The organism is Leptospira kirschneri serovar Cynopteri str. 3522 CT (genome assembly GCF_000243695.2).
GTDB lineage: Bacteria > Spirochaetota > Leptospiria > Leptospirales > Leptospiraceae > Leptospira > Leptospira kirschneri.
The window spans coordinates 477,526-494,637 of sequence record NZ_AHMN02000005.1; the positions used below are offsets into that span (position 1 = coordinate 477,526).

A 17,112-nucleotide genomic window follows, 5' to 3' on the forward strand; every position below is an offset into this window, starting at 1 on the left:
TTATTTTTCTTTCTTCTTGAACATTCCTAACATTCTATGAGTTACTAAGAACCCACCTACTACGTTGATCGTAGCGGCGACCATCGCGATAAATCCAATGATATTGATCAAAGGTCCATTCACAGAATGAAGAGATAAAATCGCCCCAATGATCGTGATCCCGGAAATAGCGTTGGAACCTGACATAAGAGGAGTATGCAAAAGAGGAGGAATTCTAGTAATAACCTCGAAGCCTACAAATACGGCTAATAAAAAGATCGTCAGGTAACCTACGAACTGTTCCATTCTAACTTTTCCTAAACAGAGATTCCTTCCTTTTGGAGAGCTGAGGAAGGTTAAGTGTTGGCAAAATTGTCAACAGATGAAATCACTTTTCAGAAACTCCAGTCTCCTGAAAACCTTTTTTTCTCAAGAGACAGGCGTCGCATTTTCCACATGCTTTCCCATTCTTAGGATCATAACAAGAGAATGTAAGATGAAAAGGAACCTTCAATTGTTTCCCAAGAAGAACGATTTCTTTTTTAGAAAGATTTTGAAGAGGAGTTAAAATTTTGATCGAAGGACCTTGACTTCCTTTTTTAGTTCCAAGTTGAATCGCCATTTCAAACATTTTGATGAACTCAGGTCTACAATCCGGATAACCGGAATAATCCATCGAATTGACTCCGATATAAATAGAATCCGAACCAGTTCCTTCCGCAAGAGAAACCGCAAAGGAAAGAAAAAGTATATTTCGTCCCGGAACATATGTATTGGGTATTTCTTCTTTTCTCAAAGAATTTTTAGGAACCTGGAGCGACTTTTGTGTAAGAGACGAACCTAAAAATAATTCCGGTTTTAATTTTTGAATCGTGTGAGGAATTCCTAATTTATGTGTTACCTTTTTTGCGTAAGACAATTCGATTTTATGTCTTTGACCGTAATCGAAGGAAAGGGCTTGGATTTCTTTTCCGTCCGCAATCGCTTGATAAAGACAAGTAGTAGAATCCAATCCCCCAGATAAAAGTACAACCGCCTTGTTGTTTGACAAATTCTCTTTGAAGTTCTTCCGACTCAAACTTCTGTTCTTTTGAGAATTCAATGTAGTCCTTCTTCTGTTGATCGGCCAATGTAAAACGTTTTTCCGGAATATACCAAGATTTCTCCGAAAAACGATCCAAACAAAGTTATAGATTGTGTTAGGTGAAGAACGTAGTATTTTATGTTTTGATCATTCATTATTTTTCTTTTTTAAATAAAGAATTAAAATATAAACCGTCGCTTCTATTACGAGTAAGATGGCTGCCAGAGGCAATAATGATTACTTACGCCCAACATCAATGCAGATAATCCCAATAACATTAAAATAATAGAGTTGTTAAAAAATTAATCCTTCATCAGTTTCTACTTGATCGAAACAGTTCTATTGATCTGAGCTACAAAATTTTTCAACAATTCTAATATTTAATTTTTTAAGCATTTACTTCCCTAATTTAACAAATTACGAAGTCTTTCACCTAACGGATCGTTTTCGGGCCTTCGTAAACACAGGCGCTTGTACAGGTTTCGTGTAACGTAATTTTATAGAGCAAAGGTAGAAGAGGTTTGAGATGATTCCAAAGCCAAATAGAAATATTCTCAGAGGTAGGATTCTCAAGCCCCGGAACATCGTTTAGATAATAATGATCCAGATGATTTTCGGTCAAGGGTTTTACGATTTTACTGACTTCCGCATAATCGATCAACCAACCTGTCTTGGGATCAATCGTACCTTTTAAATGAAGTTTAAAACGAAAACTATGACCATGAAGTCGTTTGCATTTATGACCGTCTGGTACATTGGGTAGGAGGTGAGCAGCGTCGAAGCGAAATTCTTTTGTGAGTTCGATTTCTTCCATAGTTCCTTCCGGTATAATCATTGAAACCAGAACTTATACGTCACTTGTAACTTTGAATTTTTTGTTATTTGGAAATTCAATTTCGAAAACAAGCTGAGTCTCAAAGTCGACCGGAACTATGGAAAGAGACTAAAAAAAGAGGTTATTTCACCAGCTCTTTTAAAATTTCCTGTCTTTTTTGATCTTTTTGGTGCTCGTTTAAAACCAACCATTCTCTTTTGATTTGTTTAGAGCTTATACCTTTAAGTTCTGCATATTTGTTTAGCAGTTTTGCGGTTTTCTGATTCATACCAACCAGGAAATTAAAAAGAGAAGTATTGTCAAGCACTCAGTTTAGGATGGTTTCTTCCTAAAAATTTTATAGTTTTACTGAATTCCTACAAAAATAAGTGCCATAAATTTTGCTCTTATCTCAACTCGAAAGGTATAACGATCGTCCTTTAGAAATTTTTCTAAAGAATGATCACACAAATTCTTTGAGGTTTTGAAACAGGCTCTTAAATAAATAATGGTTCCTGTTTTTGTCCTATAAAAGAATATTCTAACTTTTTAATCTGTGGGAACTACTCACTTCATCAGAAAAAGTATGATTTTAAATTACAGAGATTTTACTGAAAAGTTGTTGGAACTACCACAGTCTTTCACAATCCAAAAACTTTCAAAAAGTATAATAGAGTTGTTGAAAAATTCCATAGTGAAAATTCGTAAAATTGCTTCAATTGTCCATTCAATCCAATACAAACAGATCAAGAATTAATTTTTCAACAACTCTAATGAATTGAAATGAGACTTAATCTGTGGGAACTACTATTTTTAAAAAAATATTCTATGGTATTTATTTTTACGTTGAACGATTTTACGTTCCAATGTAAGAGTTCCCACATTTTTAAATCAGAAATAGGATAATAAAACAATCGAATTCGATCTCAGGATTATAGAAGCCATCTCAAAAATATCTTAGAATTCGACATTTTAAACAAAGATAAAAAATTTTTCCTAAAACTTCAAAATGTGGGAACTCATACGAAAATTTAAAGATATTAGAATTGTTTGATAGTTAGCAAATTACTAAATATGACGGCTTTGTAAGAACTACTACATTTATTAGAAATTCCTAAAGACTCGTTTAGAAAAAAATCGACTTTATGTCCCTTTAAAAGAACTCATTTGAAACGTCCCCAACTCAAAAATCTTGATTCGATCCGATTTTACAGATCTTTATAAAATTTGATCATCGCAAAGCTTGATCGCAAAATTATGTTTAACCACAAAATATTAGGTAATCTGTTATACAACCATCAGCAATCTAATTTTGAAACATAAACACGGAAAAAACTTTTCTTGCTATTGAAATTAGATCGAGTAAAGTTCCCTTCCCGAAAGAAGTTAAAAGTTGATTTTAAAATCTTAAAATGTGGGAACTACCACGTTTTTCGAAAAACTGATCTCGAATGATTTCTTAAAGGTTCGAATTCAAAACTTTAACCGTTTAAAAAATGGGGAGCCAATTAAAACAATGAAAAGAATTCTTCTGATTGTATCGAATTTTTGGAATCAAACGCCAATTTGGGTTCGTAGATCTCTGATTACGATTCTTGTATTGACCGTTTTTATAAAAGTCCTATTTGTGTTTTTGATTTTTTGGAAAGCTCCTCGTTTATCAGGAGAATTAAAAATTCCGGGACTTACCCAACCGGTTTCAGTAATTCGAGATTCCTACGGAGTTCCTCATATTCGATCCGAAGATTCATCTTCCGCCTATTTCGCGTTAGGTTATATATGCGCAAGCGATCGTTTGTTCCAAATGGAAATTTTAAGAAGAGCGGCCAAAGGAGAGCTATCGGAGGTTTTAGGAGCCGAACTAGTTCCAACGGATATTTTTTTAAGACAGGTATTATTAAGAAAAACCGCTGAAAAGATGTTACAGGAATCCGAAAAAGTAAATCCACAGATCTTGAAAGAATTGGATTCGTTTTTAGAAGGAATCAATTACTTTTTAAAAACCGAATCCCTTCCCATCGAGTTTACAATTCTAGGATATAAACCAAAACCGTTCGACCGACTCGATGTAATGAGTGCACTTTCTTTATTATCTTTTTCATTTGCAGAAGCTTTGCGAAACGATACACTTTATACCATTTTAGAAAGAAAACTTCCAAATCGGAACGTAAGTGAATTATTTCCAAGACACGATACAGAAGAACCGTTTTCAATTCAGCAAAATCAACCTTCTTATTCTCCTAAAAAATTAACAGAAAATAGTAAAGTTGTTCTTCCTTTGACAAAAGAATCCAAATTGTCAAAATCAAAATCGAACGAACTTTCAGATTTAGATCTAATAATCCAAAAAACGAATCGGATCTTAAAAGAACTTCCTTCTTTATCCGGAAGCAACTCTTGGGTCATCGGTCCTTCTCGATCAACCACAGGAGGAGCCATTCTGGCAAACGATCCGCATATCGGTTACGGTAACCCCGGAACCTGGTATGAGGTTCACTTGAAAACGGGAGATCACGAAACCTACGGGTATCATTTGCCGATTTTCCCTTTTCCTTTAATAGCGCATAACGTTAAAAAAGCTTGGGCTTTGACAATGTTAGAAAACGACGATATGGATTTTTACGAAGAAATTCTACATCCAACAAAACCGAATCTCGTAAAGGAAAAAGGGAATTGGGTTCCGGTTCAAGTTTTGAAAGAATCAATCCAAGTCAAAGGAGAAGAGCCGAGAGAAATTACAATCCAAGTAACTTCTCACGGTCCGATACTTTCCAAACCGATCCAAGGATATACCGGACCAGTCGTTTCTTTATATTGGATCTTTCATCATCTATCGGTTCCTCTTTTGGAAACGATCTATTCTTTAGGACGTTGTTCGTCTTTGACCGAATGTAACAAGATCGTTTCCGATTTGACCGCACCCGGTTTAAACGTTTCTTATGCAGACAAAAACGGAAACATCGCTTGGTGGAGTGTGGGAAGATTTCCGATTCGAAAAAAGAAAACCAATACTCGCAAAATATTAAACGGAGCCTCGGGAGAAGACGACGTTATCGGTTATATCCCGTTTCATCAAAATCCGAAACTAGTCAATCCTCCAGAAGGAATTATACTCACCGCAAATCATCTTCCTACTTACGAACTCAAAGGTTACGGAAAACCGGAAGGGTATTGGCAAGAATCGGATCGGGGAAGAAGAATCTACGAACTTCTATCTCAGAAAAAAAATTGGACCGTGGACGATACAAAAAAAATACAAACCGACGTTCATTCCTTTTCAGCTAGGTCAATTGTACCTTTGATCTCTTTGGAGATCGAAGAAGATAAAAATTGGTCGGGCGTATTTAAAGAGGCTTTGGATATTTATAGAAAGTTCGATGGAGAAAACACGTTAGACTCATCGGGAGCCACGATATTCCATACACTCAACCAATTTGTAATGTTGAATTTGTGGACAGACGAATTCGGAGAATCCAATCTTCAAATTTTTGGACAAACCGCAGAACGTTGGAACGCATATAAATCTATTCTTGCAAATCCGAAATCCGATTTCTGGGACGATCTTACGACTCCGGATTTAAAAGAAACGAGAAGGGAAATACTCATCCGTTCTTTTGCACAAACGGTTCGTTATTTATCCAAAGAACACGGAGGTTCTCCTTCAACTTGGAAATGGAAAGACGCGCATAAAATTACGTTTGAACATCCGATGGGAAAAATACCGGTTTTAGATTCGATTTTTAATCAAGGTCCTTTTTCAGTCGCTTCGGGAGAATCCGTGATCAATCTGATGAATCAAAAAGAAATCAATCCGAAGATAAGACCTCGTGTAGGTCCTTCAAAACGAAGAATCATCGATCTCATAAATCCGGAAAACTCTTGGTCGGTATTACCAACAGGAAACTCTGGAAATTTAGGATCACCATTTTATGGAGATCAGATCGAACTGTTTTTAAACGGAGAACATCGTAAAATTCGATTCACTCAGTCTCAAATCGAAAAAGATACAAAATACATATTGAATATGATTCCGAAATAAAAAATAGATTCAAAAACAGAAATGAATAAAAGTTGAAAGTAACGGGCGCATGGTCGGGAATTTTTCGATAAGAAAAACTTATTTGAAACAACCCGACCACCAGGCTCTCAGCTTCGGTCAATAAATTTCAGATTTCTCCGAAGATCAAAAGAGAACGAATTACAAATTTATTGACCACGCATCGATCCTTTGCGCGGGAATTCAAAACACATAACCAGAGTTTGGCGACATTCAGTTTTGTTTGAAATCCATTTTACAAAATAGAGTTATTGAAAAATTCCATAACGACGATCAACAAAACTGGTTCAATCGACCATTTCATAAAACAGAAACAAGATAGAGAATTAACTTTTCAACAACTCTATTATCTTAAAGCAAATTGCACCTAACTTTATTTAGACGAAGTAGAAAACAACCTTTTAAAAAGACGACTCAAAGGATCTTCGATAAATCGATGGATAAGCCAAGAAACGCCTAAGGTAAAAAGAAAACTAATCAAAAGACTCAAAACAAAAAACGCCAGGCCGGTTTCAAACAAACTGGGAAAAAAGAATTTTATAACTCCGAACGAGATTAAGGAAAGTAGCAAATGCCATATATAAATCGTATAACTCAAGTTAGATACTGGAACCAGAAATTTTAAACTCAATCCTTTCGCTAAAAAAGTATTAGGGAACAAAATTACAGATAAAAGAATTAAAACATAAGCTAAATCGATTAAATTGAATCTTACCGTTCCTGAAAAAAAGGAATAGATAGATTTGCTTTGAAAGTTGATAAAAACTAAAATTAGAATGGGAAATAAGAGTAATAAAAAACTTACGATACGACCCGATAAATATTTTTTTAGATCTTCTTTGCGATTTACGATCCAATCCATAAGAATGATACCAATCACAATCGAATCCGCACGAGTATGTGTAGGACGAAAAACCAAGGTCTCGTAATCCGTTCCGAAAAAATCCGGATTGAGATAGATGATGATTCTTAATATTCCAGGAATCAAATACAAAAACCAAAGGATACATTGTCTTGTAAAAAAGTTTCGTTTGAACAAAACGAATCCGCAAAAAAAAGGAAAAATAAAATAAAATTGTTCCGTGATCGATAAAAACCAAGTATGAATATTCGGGCCTTTCCAATAATTACCGATAAAAACGAAATCAGCCCAAGCGTTTCTCAAACCGTTATCCGTACTCTCCATCACATTCAAAGCCATTAAAGTGTCAGGTACGGACAATTGTTTTGTAGCGATCCATTTTTGACTCATGGAATAGGAAACCCGGTTTATAAAGTAACTGATCGTGATAAAAAGATAATAAACGGGAAGTAATCTATAATTCCGCTTTAGGAAAAAATCCAAATAACGGATCTTTCCGTTGTCGGACCATTCTTTCCACAAAGCCATAGAAATTAAAAAACCGCTCAGAATAAAAAATAAATTCACTTCAAAATGGTGAAGCATATCTATAAACGTTTGCAGAAAAGAATTGTTATTTGCTGCGGTATATCCCGAATAAAAATAATAATGATATATGAATACTATGATGATTGCAAAGGCGCGCAATCCGTTTAACGAAGGAATTTCTTCCCTTTTATTTTCTACTTTTTGTCCCATAAATACCGTTTATACATTCTAATTTATGAATATACTTTTGTTTTCAAATAAAAAAATTTCTCGAGAAATTCAAAGTTTCACTTTAAAGAATCGCTCCAAAAGTTTCCATCAATTATACTCTGTATTTTTATGAATCAAAATGTAAAGTGAACTTTCTAAAAAAGAAAAGACTTATTTACAAAGTAAAAATCCGACCTAACGCTACAAGTTCCAAAACAAAAGCATTTCCTTATTCCCGTCTCTACCTTCTATCGGAGACCATTCTAAACCTAAAATGACACCTCCGATTTCCTTTTTAAGATACCTACAAAGAGAAAGTACGATTTGAAATCGAATTTTAGAATTTTTTAAAATACCTTTGACAAGGTCATTCCGATTGGCTTCAAATTGTGGTTTTATCAAGGAAACACATTCTAATTTTGGAATATTCTTTTCTTCTTTCAGTTTTCGAATCACTGGAAAAACGGATCGGAGAGAGATAAAACTCAAGTCCATTACGATTACGATCGATTCCGGATGAGGTGTTTGAAACCGATTGTTTTCCCATTCGATTTCTAAAGCGGATAAATTTTTCAGATGAAAACGATCTTTTACGATTACAGAAGGATGACTTCTCAATTTTTCTGCAAGCTGACCATAACCCACATCACAAGCAAAAACTTTCCAAGCCCCTTTTTCTAAAAGCACCTGCGTAAATCCTCCAGTCGAAGCACCCAGATCAATACAAAGTTTTCCATCGACTTGTAAAGGAAAAACCTCAAAGGCCTTTAACAGTTTATAAACGCCTCTGCTTACATATTCTGGGATGACGTTTAAGATCCTAATTTCAGAATCTTTTGAAAATTTGAACCCTACTTTAGTGATCTTTTGTTCGTTTACCAATACAGAGCCTGAAAGAATTAAACTTTTCGCTTTTTCCAGAGAATCTGCAAATCCCCTTTCGAAAAGAAGAATATCGAGCCTAATTTTTTCTCTGGCCAATGTAAATCGGAAGCTCCTGAAAGAATGTTCGTTCTTCTTCCGTGGAAACAAAATCAGAAGAAATAAAAATTAGGTTTTTCTGAAGTTCTTCCACCATCTTTTTGCAACGATCCATTCCAAATAACATAGGATAGGTGATCTTGCCGGATTTTTGATCCTTACCTGGGGTTTTTCCTAAAGATTCTTGAGTTCCTTCCACGTCTAAAATATCATCTGTAATTTGAAACAGTAAACCTAGATCTTCTCCGTATTGAGACAAAGATGTTTCTCTTTTTTTCCAGTCTTTACGAAGACGGTTCCCCAAAAGTAAGGCTGACTTGATCAACGCTCCCGTTTTTAAACGGTGAGTCAATTGAAGCATTTCTATTTTATCGGATTGGTTTGTTGAATGATTTTCTTTTGAATTTTCTTTTTCCATCTGCAGATCATAAACTTGTCCGGAAACCATTCCAGGCGCACCGCAACCTGTATGCAAAATTTCTAATAGATCTCTATGTAAAAAATGATCTCCATTTTCAACCCGGATCCAAGAAATAAAATAAAACGCGAAAGAATTCAAAGCATCTCCGGCCAAAATCGCTGTAGCTTCTGAAAATTTTTTATGAAGGGTCGGTAATCCCCTTCTAAAATCGTCGTTATCCATACTTGGAAGATCGTCGTGAATCAAAGAATAAGTATGAATACATTCCAAAGAAGCCCCAAGTAAAAGAACATTTTGAGTTTCATTTTGAAGTTCACCAAAAGCAGCCAAGGCCAAGACGGGTCTGAGTCGTTTTCCTCCGGCCATGAGACTGTATTTCATAGCTTCAAAAAGTTCGGGAGCAGATTGTTTGGAAAGTACCGAAAGAGTTTGAGAATTTAAAAAATTCTCAAACATACTTTTATAAGAATGGAATATTTCGGAAAAGGAAGATGGATTCACTCTGGCTCCAAGGCTGAAAGAAAACTTTCAATTGTAAAGCAAAGTCTGACAAACCGATCATAAAACGGTTTTGCTGAAACAACGAATTATTTTCATTAGATGATAAACCACAACCTTATTGGTTTTGGGTTTTACTATTTTGAAATCGTAAATGACTTTTTCTATGTAGATACCAAAAAGAATATCGTATCAACTCTTTAGAACCTATCTCAAAAAGTTCTTCTGATCAAAAGAAAAATTCATTTATAAAGATCTTCTACAATTGAACTTTTTTAAAAGATTCCAACGTTTATCAAATTCAGTTCAAGATTTAACTTTTAAAACTACTTTACCCATGGACGTGCCAGATTGAAAGTATTTCAAAGCCTCGTTTAAACTATCGAACGCAAAAGTTTTACCTATAAGGGGAGGAGAAATATTTAATTTCACAAGAGCATTCAAATGTTTTGTCAATATTTCCACCTTTTCATAGAGCCAGATCAGATTGAATCCCATCACGGCTTTATTGTCAGAAACCATTTTCATCGGATCTAATTTCGGTCTGGAAAAATATTTATAAGCAACTCTTGGCCAACTTACGGAACTACTTCCGCCCATCATTTCCGCTGCGCCGTAGACGATCATTCTTCCCATCGGAGACATCACTTCGTAACTTTCTTGAAAGATTTTTCCTCCGATACATTCTAAAACTAAATTTAAGTCCGTTCCGGAAAGAGATTCCTGTAGATCGTTTTTAAATCGATCGGAACGAACAATCTGTTTGTCATAACCTTCTTTTTTAAGAAGGTCGATTTTAGAAGAAGTTCCTACCGTTCCGATTGTAAACGCACCTATTTTTTTTGCGATTCTGTTTGCAAGAATTCCAACTCCACCTGCCGCACTATGGATCAAAACAGTTTGTCCTTTTTTAAGATCTCCTAAAGCAACTAACGCATAGTAGGCGGTTAAACCTTGTACTAGAAATCCTGCTCCCTGATCAAAGTTCCATTTGGAAGGAAGTTTAAAAACGTATCTGGAATCGATATTCAAATGAGAAGAATAACCGCCAAAACGAGTAACTCCCATAATCTTATCTTTCTTTTTTACGTTTTTGACTTTTTTTCCGGTAGAAATTACCACTCCTGAATATTCAAGTCCTGGAATAAAGGCCCCTTGCGGAGTAGCGCTATACAATCCCTGAATCGCAAATAAATCCGCAAAGTTTAATCCGATCGAATGAACTTCGATTTGTACTTCGTTTTCATCCGGTTCGGGAAGAGTTTCCGTTTCTAAATTTACGTTTTCAAGTGATCCTTTTTTTCGGACAAGCGCGATCGTTCTTTGCATGAAAGGAGGTTATAAGAATTCAAGCCAAAAGAGCAAGTAGAATTTTTAGAATCTTTGATTTGAACCAAATTCAGATGAAACTTTCATACAGTTTGAAAATTAATTTTTTGAATCAAATCCTAGAAAAGTTTTACCGAATATAAATTAGAGTTGTTGAAAAATTCCATAGTGAAGATTCACAAACTGTTTCAATTATTTATTTCAATACAACAAAAACAGATGAAGAATTCATTTTTCAACAACTATTGTCTTTTGGGTTAAGATTTCCCGGTTTTTCAACTTATAATATTCAGTATATTATAAGTTACTAATTTATTTTTATTTGTATTGAACTTGATTTCACTTTTCTAAAAGTTCAACGTAACGATTGAAGACAAATAAAGCATTCTCACCATCACAAGTTGTTCGAGAAACTAAAGCGTCTCACTTTCTATGAGCGCTCGACAAGAAAGTGATTGTTCCGAATTCGATTGATTAGCTGGACTGGAACTAAAAGCCAGAGGTCGAGTAGTTTTTCTTATTGGAAAATTCTCCGAATACGTCCCCATACATTCGTTTCCTTTAAAAAGTTGAATTTTTGAAACTGTGGGAACTCACACGATTTTTTACATAAAAACCGGTCCTAACTTTGAGACGCGTTATAAGAAAAATGCTTAAGAGTACCTTAACTGATCGAACGAGACATAATTTAAAGCCTCTCAATTGTAATTTTTGAGAAACTCTTGACAATTCCTACAATTTCAAATTTATGTGACCAAAAGGTCACATGTCAGATCAAGAATTAGGTCGGGTCTTTAAAGCTTTAGCAGACGAAAATCGCAGACGAATTCTGGATATTATTAAGAGCCGACCCGGTATTTCTGTAGGAGATTTAACAGATTTTTTCGAATTTAGCCGCTTTGCGGTGATGAAACATCTAAAGGTTCTTTCAGAAGCAAATCTTTTGAAGATAGAGAAGAATGGAAAATTTAGAAATATTCATCTCAATGCGATTCCGATTCAAATGATCTATGATCGTTGGATTTCGAAATACAGTAAGCATTGGGCAAATTCTCTGACACGACTGAAGTACGATTTGGAAGGAGAAAACAAAATGGAAGAGATAAAACAAATTTATACTCTGTATATTAAAACGAATGTTGATAAACTTTGGGATGCATTAATTCAATCTAAGATTACTCCCGAATGGTTTGCTGGAATGGCTGTGACTTTCGAACCGAAAGTAGGAGCGTCATTGACTTACGACATCACTGGTCCAGAAGGAAATAAACTGTCTTTGGTTCAAGGAAAGATATTGGAATTTGATCCTAAAAAAAAATTGGTTTACACGTTCAAACTAACGGCAGAACCAAAAGCGGCTACAGATCGGGAATCGAGAGTCAGTTACGAGCTTGAACCCATAGGAGATTCGATCAAATTAACCGTGATTCATGACGACTTTGACGACAAAACCCCTACTTATTTCGGAACTTCTCAAGGTTGGCCTATGCATCTTAGCAACCTAAAAACATTTATTGAAACCGGTAAGGCAATGGACCTTCCAAAAATGCATTGATACAAAAAATGAACTGGGAGAAATAAATATGATCAATTACGGAAAAATCAACGTGGTCGCCGGATTTACTGCGATGTTATTAGCTGCAATGGGCGGATTTGCGTTAGGCGCAACCTTCGAAGCAAATGCGGTTAAAGACGGACAATACGTTCTTAACATTGTACGTTTTTATCTGAGAGAAGGACATTCCCATGGTATGCCGATTGCAATGTATAACATGGTTGTTGGTCTTTGGATCGATAAAATTGCGCTTTCGGATCGTACAAAGTCAATTGCTTCTTGGGCTGCAGTTTGCGGACTTTTGCTACCAATCGGACTTGCACTCAAAGGCGCTGCCGGTGCCCCTGCAAACTTTCCTCCAGTAGGAATCCCTGGAATTTTAGGAATGTTCACTTCGATTATACTTCTTTTGATCGGAGCAATTCGTATCAAGAGAAATGTCTAAGAATGAATTGACTTTTCCACAAACAAATTCAAAATTTCTTTCACTCTTTTAAGGAGAAGACATTCATGTTTCGAATCATTTCAAAATTCTTCCTCGCCCTTCTAGTATTCGGTTTTATTTCGACCGCTTACGCACAGATCGGTCAAATCAATCCTTCTTCCATCAGCGGTAAATACAAGGTTTCTGGAACCAACCCGAACGGTTCCTCTTACGGCGGTAGCGTTACGATTTCTGAATCTAACGGAGAATACCTTTTTACCTGGACGGTCGCCGGTCAAACTTTCACAGGAACCGGAACCCTTGAAGGTACTACTTTGACAGTAGATTGGGGAGAGGTTGAACCGGTGATCTATGAAGTAAAAAACGGCGGTAAACTTTTAGAAGGAACTTGGGCAGGAGGAAGCGCAACCGAAACCTTAAGAAAATAATAATAGAAACTCGCCTTCGCTTTTATATGTAGTAAGACAAAAATGTAAGCGTAGGCTGGGTTTGTTTTATAGAAAAATTGTTTTATTTTTTAAACGAATTTTATTTTTGCCGATCAGATCCAAGATACTTTAAAACATAAGTATATTACAGAATAATAAACTTATTCTTTGTTTGTACCCTTAAAAAGTAAACTGTCTTCAAATTCAGAACCTCTATGTGGAAATGCCTGTTCATAAAACAGAGCGGCGAACAATTCAAAATCCTCGTCAATTGGCAGAGAATTTTCCTCCCAGTATTCGTTTCTCCTTTTAATCAACAGTGAAATAGTTTCATCTTCGAGTGAAAATTCCTCTTCCATTTCGTTTAACTTGCGAATCAGCCAATTAAGATTATAAATTGTATAAGGACCTAAAAATTCTAAAGTAGCGACCGTTGGCTCCCATTTCATCAGCGCTTCCGTATGAAACAAAGGAACTCTTAAATCGTATACGTCTTTTGTTTTTAAAAATTGTTTGTAATTCGCAGAAATCGATTCCAAAAAAGAAAAAGTATTTACATAACTGTTTCGAATCAAATTTTCTTTTTCAGGATGACGGAACATCACGTCGAGTACGTCTATAAATTCTTCCTTAGAAATCGCCTCTTGTAAGATTACGTCTTTAGGGCCCGGCTTAGGATCGATCAACTTTACGAATAAATATTTTACTTCGTAAGCAAATCTAGATTCTCTAGGTATATAATATTCAATCCAAATTGGTTCTTTATAATAATGAACGAGTTCTTTCTTGGGAAGGTCCGGAGTTACATTCAGCGATTTTAATTTTTTAACATCGTCAGTAATTACTTTTTTTCCTTCTACCCTCGTTCTAGATTTTTTGATCTGCCGTAGTTCCGACTTATTCAATAGTGGTTTTGGCTTAAACGGCTCCATATTATTTATATCGGTTCTGAGGAAATTGAATCTAAATTGAGTTTGAAGATAAACTCAAAGTTTTGGCGTTATCTATTAGAATAAAAAGTTAAAACCGAGTCAAAACTACCTTAACATTTTATTTTAAAGATCTAAATTCTACTCAGAGTTATATAATAAAATACCTAATATTTTACACTGAAATAGTATTTTTCAATAAAAATTAAAGATACTCATCTTATAGAAATCAATAACGTCTATTCTGGATTTTACTTTGATGTGGGACTCCAATTATAAGAAATCACTTTAAACCTATCCTAAAATTTAAAGATTAACTACTGGAAAATTCGCAAATATCTAGATGTGGCGGTTTCTGTGGGAATTACTATACGATTGAAATGCAGAAAGGTTTTCAAATAGGAAGTAAAATTGAAATGAGACTTAATCTATGGGAACTACTGCATTTTATCAAAATTTATCTCGAAGATACTTTATCTTTGTTTAAATGCCAAATTGTTTTAAAATATTTTTGAGATCACTTCTAAAAGTTATTGTTACCTTTCGAGATTTTGAATAAGTTTTTTGTAAAATTTTAACCTACGTCATAAATTGTAAAAGTTCCAACAAACCCTTTCTTTGATAATTTAACGTGAAGTTCGTCCAAACTTTATTACGCAAAATTTTCCAGGGTTGACGTGTAAACGTTTAGATTGGTTATTATATAGTTATAACAAATTACGATCCGAGACGTAATAGATACAAAGAACTTTATAAAATCCACACAATAGATCATAAATTTTTAAGACAGATCCATTTAAAGATAAAATTTTGAACACTTGATTTTAAGTAAATAAAACATCGTTTTCTAAAAAAATCAGAAAAAATACACGATCCAAATTCTCAGAAAAAAACTAAAAGGATTCATCATTCCAGAATCCGCAAAATGAATCCTACCGGATCGATCCAGAATTACAAAGGAAGGATAAGAATTGATTTTCCATTCCTTCAAAAAAGAAACGTTAGCCGGAATTACTCTAAATTTAAGATCGTTTTCAATTATATATTGATTGAGTTCTTTTAAATTCTCTCCTTCCTCTACACTGATAAAAGAAAATCTTGAACTACTTTCCAAAAGATGAGAATACCATTTTACCAAAGGTAGATTGGCCGAACAGATCCCACACCAAGTCGCCCAAAAATAAACTATAGTTATTTGATTTTTAGAATCGTAATTTGTTCCTTCGAATGTTTTCATTTCGTTTAAAGAAATCGAAGGTTTTAAATCGGAAGCCTTAAAAAACGAAAGAGAAATCGTAATCCCCAGAAACAATGAAATCCAAAATAATACGTTGCAGCTCTTTTTAAAAATACCTTTCATCTCTTTTAAATTCGACTCATTCCTAAAGCGTTACATCTAATTATTTTTTCAGACGAGTATTGAACATTTCAAATGATTTTTATAAAATATTTGAATAAAAAATTATCCTACTCTTGGAACACATAAAAATATTACCAAAAATTAACAGTTAATTTTGTGAAAAACAGAAATCCTAAGCTCAAACAAAAGAATCCGCTTTCTGAAAATTTTTGTTTTACTACAAAAAATAAAAATGAATTCGGAAATTCCTATTTTCATTTTTAGAAGTTATACATTAATTTTTATGAATAGAGTTGTTGAAAAATTAACTTTCTTTTGTCTCTTATCCATTAAAAGTAAACGGATAATGTCGTTTTATTAATGTTAGATACGAAATTTTCAACAACTCTAATTTAGGAACTATTACTTTAGAAAAATAAGCTGTTTTTTTAATTTAAAACTCAATGAAAAGACTTTGAAAAATATTCTTTTGAAAATCCTTTAAAGTTCAAATCGAATCCCGTTTCCGAAATCGGAATACATAATTGTTATAACCAAAACAACCCAGATCAATCCAGCAAATAAAACTCCCCAATCAGAAAGAATCGCCTTTGTAGGGTTATGCCCCATATTCTTAATATAGATAATATACAAAGATCTAAAGATTGCATAAACTACGAGCGGAATGGTATAAATCAGCCGATCGGTTCCAAGATTCGCAATCGTCGCAGTGCTAGTCACATAAAGAACATAACTCATCAAAGTCATCGTAGCTACAATCCCGAGCATCATGTCTAAAAAACCTGTGGAATACTCATTCAAAATTTTGCGGTGACCTTTTGCGTTACCTTCTAAGATGATAAGTTCACCTCTCCTTTTGGAAAATCCCCAAAAAAGAGCCAACATAAAAGTACACAGTAAGAGCCAAGAGGAAAATGTAACATGAATGACCACCGCTCCCGCGATCGCACGAATCACAAATCCGATGCTGATACTCATCACATCCAAGATCACCATGTGTTTTAAAAACTTACTGTAAAGTACATTGAACACTAAATAAAAAGCGACTAACGCAGAAAAGGCGGGGTACAATAGATATGCCAAAATCAAAGACAAAGGAAGAATGATTCCCGTAATAAAAAGGGCAAAGGAAGGATCTAATTTTCCGGAAGCAAGAGGCCTATGTTTTTTTTCCGGATGTAACGCGTCTTCCTTACGATCTAAATAATCGTTTACTACGTACTGACAACTTGCCACAAGAGAAAAAAGCAAAAACGCGGCAATCACTCGTTGCACAGACTCAGGATCGGTCAATTTCTTAGCGAAAATAATACCCGCAAAAATGATTACATTTTTGATCCATTGATGAATTCGGAGCAATTTCAAATATTGAAAGAGCATACTCGGTTACATTCTTTAGAAACCCTCAAATCATCAAGGAAAATCCAAACTTTAAATTTCTTAAACTCGCCCGAACTACACCCGATATTTTTCACCCAACCAGGGCTCTGCGATCAAAATTTATGGTACTTAATTTTATAGAGATCAGTAAAATTTTAAAGAAAATAGGAAATGAATCTGCCACTTTCAAAAGATCCTAGAATTTCAAACTTGCTCATAACGTTCCAGAATAATTTCAGAAAGCGACATTCA

Annotated in this window: 15 protein-coding genes; 4 read left to right on the forward strand and 11 right to left on the reverse strand. The window is 34.7% G+C overall.

The window, feature by feature from the left end; all coding sequences use genetic code 11:
* The 4 genes from LEP1GSC049_RS218335 to LEP1GSC049_RS2000000228240 form a co-directional block, all read right to left on the reverse strand.
* Positions 1–285 (reverse strand): NAD(P) transhydrogenase subunit alpha part 2, encoded by a 285-nt coding sequence (locus LEP1GSC049_RS218335; protein ID WP_000434762.1) that lies wholly within the window; start codon positions 283–285, stop codon positions 1–3.
* 82 nt (positions 286–367) lie between these two features.
* Positions 368–1,081, reverse strand: coding sequence for a 7-cyano-7-deazaguanine synthase QueC (gene queC / locus LEP1GSC049_RS218330; protein ID WP_004754864.1), 714 nt, complete (start codon positions 1,079–1,081; stop codon positions 368–370).
* A 415-nt stretch (positions 1,082–1,496) separates the two neighbouring features.
* On the reverse strand, positions 1,497–1,877 hold the full coding sequence (gene queD, locus LEP1GSC049_RS218325) for a 6-carboxytetrahydropterin synthase QueD (RefSeq protein WP_004771633.1): 381 nt from the start codon (positions 1,875–1,877) through the stop codon (positions 1,497–1,499).
* A gap of 142 nt (positions 1,878–2,019) precedes the next feature.
* Positions 2,020–2,166, reverse strand: coding sequence for a hypothetical protein (locus LEP1GSC049_RS2000000228240; RefSeq protein WP_001072334.1), 147 nt, complete (start codon positions 2,164–2,166; stop codon positions 2,020–2,022).
* A gap of 1,227 nt (positions 2,167–3,393) precedes the next feature.
* On the opposite strand from LEP1GSC049_RS2000000228240, the gene LEP1GSC049_RS218320 reads away from it, so the two are divergent.
* The gene (locus tag LEP1GSC049_RS218320) at positions 3,394–5,916 is read left to right on the forward strand and encodes a penicillin acylase family protein (protein WP_025186037.1); all 2,523 of its coding nucleotides are present in this window, start codon (positions 3,394–3,396) and stop codon (positions 5,914–5,916) included.
* Between the two features lie 391 nt (positions 5,917–6,307).
* Here the strand turns inward: LEP1GSC049_RS218320 and LEP1GSC049_RS218315 are convergent, their stop codons facing one another.
* The 4 genes from LEP1GSC049_RS218315 to LEP1GSC049_RS218300 form a co-directional block, all read right to left on the reverse strand.
* Positions 6,308–7,534: an acyltransferase family protein gene (locus tag LEP1GSC049_RS218315; protein WP_004758092.1), complete on the reverse strand. Its 1,227-nt coding sequence runs from the start codon at positions 7,532–7,534 to the stop codon at positions 6,308–6,310.
* A 201-nt stretch (positions 7,535–7,735) separates the two neighbouring features.
* Positions 7,736–8,515, reverse strand: a complete 780-nt coding sequence (locus LEP1GSC049_RS218310; protein ID WP_004753568.1) for a TlyA family RNA methyltransferase — start codon at positions 8,513–8,515, stop codon at positions 7,736–7,738.
* Complete coding sequence (locus LEP1GSC049_RS218305; protein ID WP_004755419.1) at positions 8,496–9,437, reverse strand: polyprenyl synthetase family protein; 942 nt, start codon at positions 9,435–9,437, stop codon at positions 8,496–8,498. Before LEP1GSC049_RS218305 ends, LEP1GSC049_RS218310 begins: the two co-directional genes overlap by 20 nt.
* Before the next feature lie 303 nt (positions 9,438–9,740).
* Positions 9,741–10,763 carry a synaptic vesicle VAT-1 family membrane protein gene (locus LEP1GSC049_RS218300; RefSeq protein WP_004754467.1) on the reverse strand — a complete coding sequence of 341 codons (1,023 nt, stop codon included), beginning with the start codon at positions 10,761–10,763 and terminating at the stop codon, positions 9,741–9,743.
* 766 nt (positions 10,764–11,529) lie between these two features.
* Here LEP1GSC049_RS218300 and LEP1GSC049_RS218295 point away from each other — a divergent pair.
* From LEP1GSC049_RS218295 to lfb1, 3 genes are all read left to right on the forward strand, one after another.
* The gene (locus LEP1GSC049_RS218295; RefSeq protein ID WP_004766750.1) at positions 11,530–12,318 is read left to right on the forward strand and encodes an ArsR/SmtB family transcription factor; all 789 of its coding nucleotides are present in this window, start codon (positions 11,530–11,532) and stop codon (positions 12,316–12,318) included.
* A gap of 28 nt (positions 12,319–12,346) precedes the next feature.
* The gene (locus LEP1GSC049_RS218290) at positions 12,347–12,763 is read left to right on the forward strand and encodes a hypothetical protein (RefSeq protein ID WP_004754125.1); all 417 of its coding nucleotides are present in this window, start codon (positions 12,347–12,349) and stop codon (positions 12,761–12,763) included.
* Positions 12,764–12,828: 65 nt separating this feature from the next.
* Positions 12,829–13,191 carry an LIC10280 family protein gene (gene lfb1, locus LEP1GSC049_RS218285; RefSeq protein ID WP_004753966.1) on the forward strand — a complete coding sequence of 121 codons (363 nt, stop codon included), beginning with the start codon at positions 12,829–12,831 and terminating at the stop codon, positions 13,189–13,191.
* Positions 13,192–13,352: 161 nt separating this feature from the next.
* Here the strand turns inward: lfb1 and LEP1GSC049_RS218280 are convergent, their stop codons facing one another.
* The 3 genes from LEP1GSC049_RS218280 to LEP1GSC049_RS218270 form a co-directional block, all read right to left on the reverse strand.
* Positions 13,353–14,123, reverse strand: a complete 771-nt coding sequence (locus LEP1GSC049_RS218280) for a hypothetical protein (protein WP_004760123.1) — start codon at positions 14,121–14,123, stop codon at positions 13,353–13,355.
* Between the two features lie 853 nt (positions 14,124–14,976).
* Positions 14,977–15,480, reverse strand: coding sequence for a TlpA family protein disulfide reductase (locus tag LEP1GSC049_RS218275; RefSeq protein WP_016748233.1), 504 nt, complete (start codon positions 15,478–15,480; stop codon positions 14,977–14,979).
* A 480-nt stretch (positions 15,481–15,960) separates the two neighbouring features.
* On the reverse strand, positions 15,961–16,860 hold the full coding sequence (locus LEP1GSC049_RS218270; protein WP_004754958.1) for a decaprenyl-phosphate phosphoribosyltransferase: 900 nt from the start codon (positions 16,858–16,860) through the stop codon (positions 15,961–15,963).
* Between the last annotated feature and the right edge of the window lie 252 nt (positions 16,861–17,112).